Raw genomic sequence first — 7,963 nt, forward strand, 5'->3', positions numbered from 1 at the left:
CTCATGGGAGTCACGCAGCCACGCATAAGCGATCTCGTCCGAGGCAAGATCGAACTCTTCAGCATCGACATGCTCGTGGAAATGCTTTCGCGCGCCGGAGTCCAAGTAGCTGTCCGGACATCAAAGCGAGCTGCATAACGAGTGATCAGCGTCAACTACTTCTTTCGGCCAGCGACAATTATAAGTTTCACCCGGCTCGGCTCCGGGGCGGTCGTTGGTCATCGTCTGACTCCTCCGTTTTCCGGCGCTTAGCGCCCTTGGTTCGGTAGCTATCCACGTCGAACTCCAGGATTGTCGAGTGGTGGACCAGGCGGTCGATCGCCGCGCTGGTGGCCATCTTGTTTTTGAAGATCCGGTCCCACTCGCTGAAGACCAGGTTGCTGGTAAGCGCGACCGAGCGCCGCTCGTAGCGCTCGGCCAGGAGTGTAAAGAGAACCTCCGCCTCCTCCTGGCTCTGCTGGACGTAGCCAATGTCGTCGAGGACGACGAGGTCGAAGTTGTCGAGCTTGCGAAGCTGTCGTGGCAGCTCGAGGTCGCGCTTGGCCGCCAGCAGGTCCTGCACGAGTTCGAAGGTCGGCACGAAAAGAACCGAGCGGCCGAGCTGGATCAGACGGTGGCCGAGTGCGGCCAGGGCGTGGCTCTTGCCGGTGCCCGGCAGACCGAAGGCGAGCACGTTGGTGCCGTCATCGAGGAAGGCGCCGGCAGTAAGCGTCTCCAGCTTGTGACGCAGTGTCGCCGGCAGCCGTGTCAGGTCGAACGTCTCGAAGGTCTTGCCCGGTGGGAGCCGCGAAGCACGCCGCAAGCGCTCGACGCGTCGCTGGTGGCGCGCCTCGGCCTCTGCCTCGAAGACCTCGGCCAGCACGGGCAAGGCCGCTGCCAGATCCTGCTCGATGAGCCGGGGAACGACCTGCTCTGCGGCGGTGGTCAGGTTGAACTGGCGCATCAGTGAGCACAGACGCTCGCCGTGGCCGACACTGGTGATCAATATTGGCGAGCTCACGCGCAGGCTCCCATCAGCAGCTCGTCGTAGACGCCGAGGTTGGGCTGGCCGATGCGAACGACGGGTACGGCGGCAGGCTCGGGCTCGAGCAGTGCTTTGACCTCGGCGTAGCCGAAGACGGCCTCCGCGCTCAGCAGCGTCTCCAGTGCCCGCCCCACCAAGCACTCCATAGCGCGAGCGGCCAGGTCCAGAATGCGCACGTACTCGACGTCGGCGCGCTCGCCGTGGAGCTGGCAAAGGCGGTCGTAGGCGCGCCGAAAGACCAAGGTTGGAAAGAGAGACTCGCGGTAGCGGTAGCGAGCGAATGCGCCCGGCTTGCGCACCAGCGAGGCGATGATGTGGCGATAGTCGATACGATGGTCGGACTTGCCGCGAAGGCGCGGCATCGTCTCGGTCAGCTTGCCTCCGTAGTAGACATCGACGTGTTCGGGGTGCTGGTGGACCAGGACCTGGTGTCCGATCAGCCGTGAGGGAACCGAATACGTGCGCGAGCCGATGCAGATCGTGCTCCACCGGCGAACCTTTGGCTCGAAGACGGTGTACTCCGGTACCGGCGCCGGCGGCAGCGCCCGCAGATGCTCGCGCTCTATGGCAAAGGCCTCCTGCCATTTCTGGCTCCGCTCGGTGACCTCGTCGGCGAATTGCTGGTAGGAGGCGACGTCGACGAAGTCGCGGCTGCCGCGCAAGATCAGCGCCTGCGCGATGGCAGACTTGACCCGATAGTTTCGCTGCTCGGCAACACCATTCTCGTGCGCCCGTCCTGCCGTGATCAGCGTGGCGCGCATGACGTAGTGGTCCAGGACGCCGGCGAACCGCTTGTTTAGTGCCCGGCCTCCGGTCTTGCGCAGCTCGTGAGTGGCCGCCGACATGTTGTCCATGCGCACGAAGCTCGGCGAGCCGCCAAAGGCATGCAGCCCGCGCTGGAGGCCGTGGACCAAAGCCTCGTAGCTCTCGCTGTAGGCCACCGTCACCGACCCTCGCCCGCTGAAGCTGAGGGTCAGCGTGAACAGCAGGTGGTCGAACTGCTCGCCGGCGATGGTGACCTCCAGGTCATTGCAGTGCGTGAAGTCGCAGGCGGCCTCCCGGCCAGGCTCGTGGACCTGCTGGAAGAACACCTCCCGCTGCGGACCGTGCAGGGCACGCCAATCGCGGATCCGGCGCTGCAGCGTGCGGACCTGACCGGCTGCGACCTGGCTGCCGTGTCGCCGTGCCAACTCGTCGATGATGGTCGTCGCCTGCAGCACGTTTTTGGTGTCGCTGATCAGCAACGGCAGGATCTCCGAGTCCCAGAGCTCGGCGAACGGGTCGATCCGGGTGCGCCAGTGGCGCGGGCTCTTGCTATGCGACGGCATTGGGCCACTTCGCCACCGCCTGGCGGTCGGCAAGCTGATTCCGGCTGCCGCAGCCGCCGCTTCCTCGCTTTGCCCCTGCTTTCGCCGTCGTCTCAGGAGCTTTACCTGCGCATCGGTCACCATGCCCGAAGCCATGGCCTAAGTGCCCGGACTTACAACGCTCGGGACTGCAGGAACTGAAAGAAGTAATTGTCGTCGGGTGAAAGGAGTAATTGTCGCCGATCAAACGAGTACCTGAGCGGCGGGCGCGAGGCGTGGGCCATCATCGCCGTCGTCCGTGCCCGTCCGCTCCTGGTGTTGTTAGCCGAGCGACGCGGCTCTTGCACGCCAGACTCGCGGCTCGGCGAACACTGTGGCGTCCCCGGACTCGCCGGCCCTCAGCGTTCCAACGAAGCCGACTGGTCGGATACGGGCCGCAGTCAATTGGATGATCCGGACCCGGCCGCCACGTGCTGCTACCGGTACACCTCAACGACGGCTGCGACGCCGCTTTGCGGCGAGGCGTCACGGAATCGGGCTGCACGAATGGAAAGCCGCGCCCGCGCCACCTGTTGGCGGCTTCGCGGGTCGAGATCGCTCGATATCTGCGATGCGCTCCAGGTACGGGTGAACGACCCGATTACGGGCGGCCGTCTTGAAAACGTGACGCCCGCCACCGACGACGGAGATTGCACAACGCGCGCGACGTCGCCTGGTCGATCCAGGCCGCCCGATCGAAGCACGGCGCCGTCTTGCGTGCTGGTGCGAGTACGGATGTGCGTCATCGAACCGCACCGGCCGGCGGAGGCGAAGCCAACTTAAAATCTGCGAAATCAACGACGGCTAACGGATGCATGAGCGGCCGGCGCGAGACGATCCGACTTCATCGCACCGGCTCATGCCGGGCTGCTCCATGCAGTGTTGGGCCAAGACGGTGTCTCAAGACCGTTGAAGCGGCAGCATTTCTCGTAGTACTCCTGTAGCGCGGCACCTTCCGTAGGGTCGGCGCCTGCGATCTCGGCAATGAGCGCCTCCCACGGAACGCAATCAATCCGCATCCGCGTAACCTCTGGCTCGACGTAAACCCGGCACCAATCGTGGTCCGCACCGTCGCCCCGTGCCTTGATCGCTTCAGAGATCGCGGCCGGGGTCATCATACGACGAAGTGCGTCGTCAATGCGCTGCTCCGGTAGGAGGACAAGAAACCCCAGATCCTTGATCGCACCTGGTGCGTGATCGCCGGAGGCCAGCATGTGAAGCATGCACGCAATGTTCCGCGCGGCTTGATTGAAAGTGGGGGCGTACTTCGTGCCAGCAGAGAGAGAGCTGCCGAGCTTGGCCTCGAGAACGAAGAACTGGCCGCATGCCTTTACCAGTTTCGCGTCGCCTCGCGATTCCGCGGCTGCAAAATGACCGACAACCGCATCTGCATGGGTCCAGCCCTCGCGTTGTCGGCTCTTGAAGAACCGGCTTGGCAATAGCACTTCCGATCGCCAGCGTGCGTCGGGCTGAAAAGGAATGAGGTGGTTCTCACTCGGATGCCGCGCGTACCAATCGACGACCAGCCGGAGCAGCCAACCTTCGTTGTAAAGAGCGGTTGGCGGCAGAATCGCCTCATCCGTGCCGCAGCGCGCCAACATAGTCGAAATTCGCTCTATCGGCTTCACACGGTCAACCATTCTGCCCAACGATGGCATGAGCAGCCGGCGCGAAACGACTCATACTCAGTAAATACGTCCATGCCGGCCTGCTCCATGCACGGTTAGGCGTATCTTCACAATTGATCGTCCAGAACGAGCAATGCCAATAGAGACTGACTCGCGTAGCAATGTCTTCTGTATCCCGACCATTCGCCGGAGATCATGACGGCGAAGACTTCCCATCGGATGGCCTCGCGATCAGACTTACCCGGGCGGGAGCATCGATCGAAGATGTCGCCAGATCGCAGTACCGTTTTTGAGCATCGTCCACTGCTTTAGGTTTTTTAGCGCATAGCCGACGGTCTCGAAGGCCCGCGGGCCTTCACGGCGGAAGGCGTCATCCATCCGATCAAGAGCATCGGCGATCGTCGTGAGGACCTCGCGCAGTGATTCGTACGCGAGGATCTCCGACTGATCATTCACCTTAAAGACCGCGCGATGCACCTCACCATCGGGATCGACGGTAAAGATCACCAAGCCGGGAAGGTTTTGCGTTGATCCAAGCTCAAAGGCATCGATCAAATACTGATTCTCCTTCGGCTCCTTCCACACGTTGAACAACATACCGATCACTCCGGCAGGGAGTCTCGGAGTTTGCCACGATCCCGGTGCAGCTCGGATGGCAAAGACCGCCCAGCGGGGACCCGAAATCTCGTCAAGCGCTCGCCAGTAGTCTTCATCCCGCAGGAGCTTCTTCACATGCGGATGTTTATCCGTATAGAGAACGACTCCGAATAGGTTCGCTTGCCCGTTCTGAGGAATATACGCGCTTGACAGTTCAACCGCCCAGTTCATGTAGATTAAAGTCCCCCTTCGTTCACAGTGGTTCAGGCGGCATCGACAGCGCATCGAGCACGCTCCAGCCGAGCGCCATCCGCCTTCGCCGTGCCGGGCTGTCCCTTGCGCGGCTAGGCAAGCGTACCGTCAGCTTTCACTGAAGGTGACCCCATGCTGGCGCATAAACTGCTTCAGCACATCGACGTGTATGCAGTGACCGACGTGTAAGAATGCGCTTTCGCGCACTCGCTTTTTCTCCGCACCACGCCGAACCTCAACATCTATGTCGAACTCCAGATCGAGGTGTGCGGTCGCAGCCTGCATGCCCCAGATACGACCGTCAGTTCCAAAGGCGGGGCCGCCGCTCTGGCCGCGCAAACCAGCGGTGCTAAGCTCGATGCCGACAATGGCTCCCTGCGCGTTGAGAAGATGCCGAGTTACCATGCCTTCGATCGGAAATCGCGGCGTCGCTTGTCGGCCAATCGTTGTCCATGCAATGCGATCCGCGACAGCATCGTATTCAAAATTCTCAAATTCAGGGAAGGGATACCCAAGCCTACAAAGATACTTACCCGGCTGGAGTTCAGAAGCATCAGCAGCAAAGACCGGGAACTTGTCGCAGAGCAGCCGCGTGTGGTTTTGGAATCTCAGCAGTGCGACATCAACTTCCGGGTGGATGCGGATGTCCAGGTTCAGAGAACCTTCGACACAATCGACAAATAGGCTGTACAGCTCGATGGTCCTGCCCTTGGCGTAGGAGTACTTCTTTTCGAGGAGGCGGAGCTCTTGTGAGTTCCTCTTCCCTGGCGTTAGGCAGGCTCGTTCTGCCTTGAAAGCGTCAAAATTGATCCGAAGCTGATCGGCGACGAGTAGTTGTTCGGCCACATGGCGGCAAGTGAATGCCCATCCGTCCGAATTTACGAAAAACAGTGTCCCGGCGCCCGGCACGATCGCGGTCGTCCCATAGGATCGCGATATAAAGTGCAATGGCCTTGTGAACGCTGCTGCTTCTGTGATCGCTGAAACAAACAACGGCAGATCTCCAATTGCCTAACGAGAGCATGAGCGGCGGGCACGAGGCGATCCGCATAGAGCACCGAAGCCTACTGCCCGCCCGCTCCATGCGTTGTTGGGCGAGCAACGCATCTAACCAGCTTCCCCGCCGATAAGAACCTGAGTGATACGTTCCACGATTTGCCGCCTCGTCTCTTCTCGGAGACACCCGACTTGACGGACGAACAGGGTTTCGTTGGCCGTGAAAAGTTTGGCAGGGCGTGCGTAGCTAGTACGCTGCAGCGATCCCTCCGAAAAATCCGACGCTTCTAGAGCGACGGCCTGCGCATCCGCATACGCATTGCTGGTTATCTGGCAGAGGATGAAATCGCCCCGACCGACGCTGGCTAGGACCACCGCCGGACGCAGCTTAGAACGGCTGAGATCGGAGAACGGGAAAGCGAGAAGTACTACCGATCCTGCTGAAGGTGCGCCCACGCTGCATCCTCCTCGGGACGCGACCAGTCGGTCGCCAAAGCGGGCTCGCTAAGCAAGGCGCCGGAAACCTCTTGGGCGTCGCCCTCCTCGAGGATCGTAACCAGAGCACGTTTTGATCGCTCAAGGCTGAGCGGCTCGAGTAAACGAACAGTTCCGTCTGGCTCAACGAGCGCCTTCAGCGTCCGAGACATAATGCACCTCTCGCCCCGGAAGGTAGCACCATGACCGATCGGGCGCGAGTTAGAGGATCTGGAGCAATTAATCCCGCCCAACGAATGCATGAGCAGCCGGCGCGAGGCGCTCTGTGCGTGTCGAGACCGTTCATGCCGGACTGCTCCATGCGCGGTTAGCCATTGCTAAGCGGCTGATCGCAGGAGGTCCTGAAGCAATGAGATACCCAGACTCCATGCCATTAGAGCCACCGCGACGACGGCTGTACCCGCTGAGATATACACCTGAAGCGCCCATAGGCGCGCACGAAGTAGTGCTTTGTCGGGTGCTATACGTGCTAGCTCTTCGATCGGCCCCGTTCCGGGCTTTGCAGCTCGCTGTAACGCTCCCGCAATCTTATCGACTTGGCGAGCATTCATGTACATCTGCCAAACTTCCCAGAACACGAATACGGAACAGGAGATCAACATCAGGAGCGCGGCTGCGCGGTTAAGCCGGGGACTCATCAGATCCCGGGTAAAAGCCCATATCGCGAAGAACGATGCATAGCCGACAATTGCGACACTGTTTACGTACGCGGTTAGTCGCTCGTATGGCGCAGCCAGCAGCTCGATAAGCTGCCGGCGCTGGCCCTCAGCGTTGACCTGTGGTTGGCCCCTTGCGGGACCTCGTGCCGGCGGGACACGCGACGGCGGCACTCGTGAATCAGTACCCATATTGCACCTCTGTCCGCACGCCTCTGGCCGGGCTAGCGTGCAGGCAGGAATTCCGGCGCGCGACCAACCAGATTCTATTGCAGAGGCCGAACATCGCAGAAGAGATTCTGAGAACGGACCTTGATTTGGCGAGATGCCCCGAGCACCACCGCCTGTGTTTGGCTGTAAACCGCTTGCCCAAGAACGGTATCGATGACGACCGAGTAGATATTCGTCCCCACGCTCTCTACTACTGGCTGCGCTTTGGTACTACCAATGGTCTCGGTCCAATAGGCGGCCACTATACCGCCTCCTGCATGACTGACTCGCGCTGTGAGCCCTCCAAGCTCGATCGTACTGCCTCCGCGCCATGAGACCTCCACGTCGCCCCAACTTTCCGTCGACCATCGGCTTACGGGCGAGTCGACGGTCCGACCGAGCATGTCCAAGCCGGTGCTCCCATCGTACCGATGGGTCGTGCCCTCGTGACAGGACGCGGAAAATGGTCGAGCGTCCGACCGAACACTCGCCGCGGGCTCAGAGGTCGGTTCAGACCGAACGGGCACTGCTGCCAACGCTATGATCGCCGCGGCGATTGCCATCCTCCGTGTCCGTGCGTGGTACATTTTTTTCTCTGCGCAGGCGCTGCTGGCTAATGAATGCATGAGCAGCCGGCGCGAGGCGATACGCTCGTAGCACTAACGTTCATGCCGGCCTGCTCCATGCGCTGTTCGGCCTATGCGGCCAGCCGCATCTTGACGGTCAGGCCAGCCTTCGAGCAAAGACCTACAAGGTAAT

6 protein-coding genes are annotated in these 7,963 nt (G+C 61.1%); all 6 read right to left on the reverse strand.

From position 1 onward, the window contains the following. Positions 1-187: 187 nt before the first annotated feature. A complete protein-coding gene (istB, locus tag VEC57_07520; GenBank protein HYB98974.1) occupies positions 188-1,000 on the reverse strand; it encodes an IS21-like element helper ATPase IstB in 813 nt (270 codons plus the stop codon). Beyond that, positions 997-2,487: an IS21 family transposase gene (gene istA, locus VEC57_07525; GenBank protein HYB98975.1), complete on the reverse strand. Its 1,491-nt coding sequence runs from the start codon at positions 2,485-2,487 to the stop codon at positions 997-999. Before istA ends, istB begins: the two co-directional genes overlap by 4 nt. A gap of 740 nt (positions 2,488-3,227) precedes the next feature. Then, a complete protein-coding gene (locus VEC57_07530; GenBank protein ID HYB98976.1) occupies positions 3,228-4,010 on the reverse strand; it encodes a hypothetical protein in 783 nt (260 codons plus the stop codon). A gap of 225 nt (positions 4,011-4,235) precedes the next feature. After that, on the reverse strand, positions 4,236-4,730 hold the full coding sequence (locus VEC57_07535; protein ID HYB98977.1) for a hypothetical protein: 495 nt from the start codon (positions 4,728-4,730) through the stop codon (positions 4,236-4,238). A 225-nt stretch (positions 4,731-4,955) separates the two neighbouring features. Next, the gene (locus VEC57_07540; protein HYB98978.1) at positions 4,956-5,756 is read right to left on the reverse strand and encodes a trypsin-like peptidase domain-containing protein; all 801 of its coding nucleotides are present in this window, start codon (positions 5,754-5,756) and stop codon (positions 4,956-4,958) included. Positions 5,757-5,954: 198 nt separating this feature from the next. Beyond that, a complete protein-coding gene (locus VEC57_07545) occupies positions 5,955-6,299 on the reverse strand; it encodes a type II toxin-antitoxin system PemK/MazF family toxin (protein HYB98979.1) in 345 nt (114 codons plus the stop codon). Positions 6,300-7,963: the final 1,664 nt, after the last annotated feature.

The organism is Candidatus Limnocylindrales bacterium, from assembly GCA_035626395.1.
Classification (GTDB): Bacteria; Desulfobacterota; Binatia; order UBA1149; family CAITLU01; genus DASPNH01.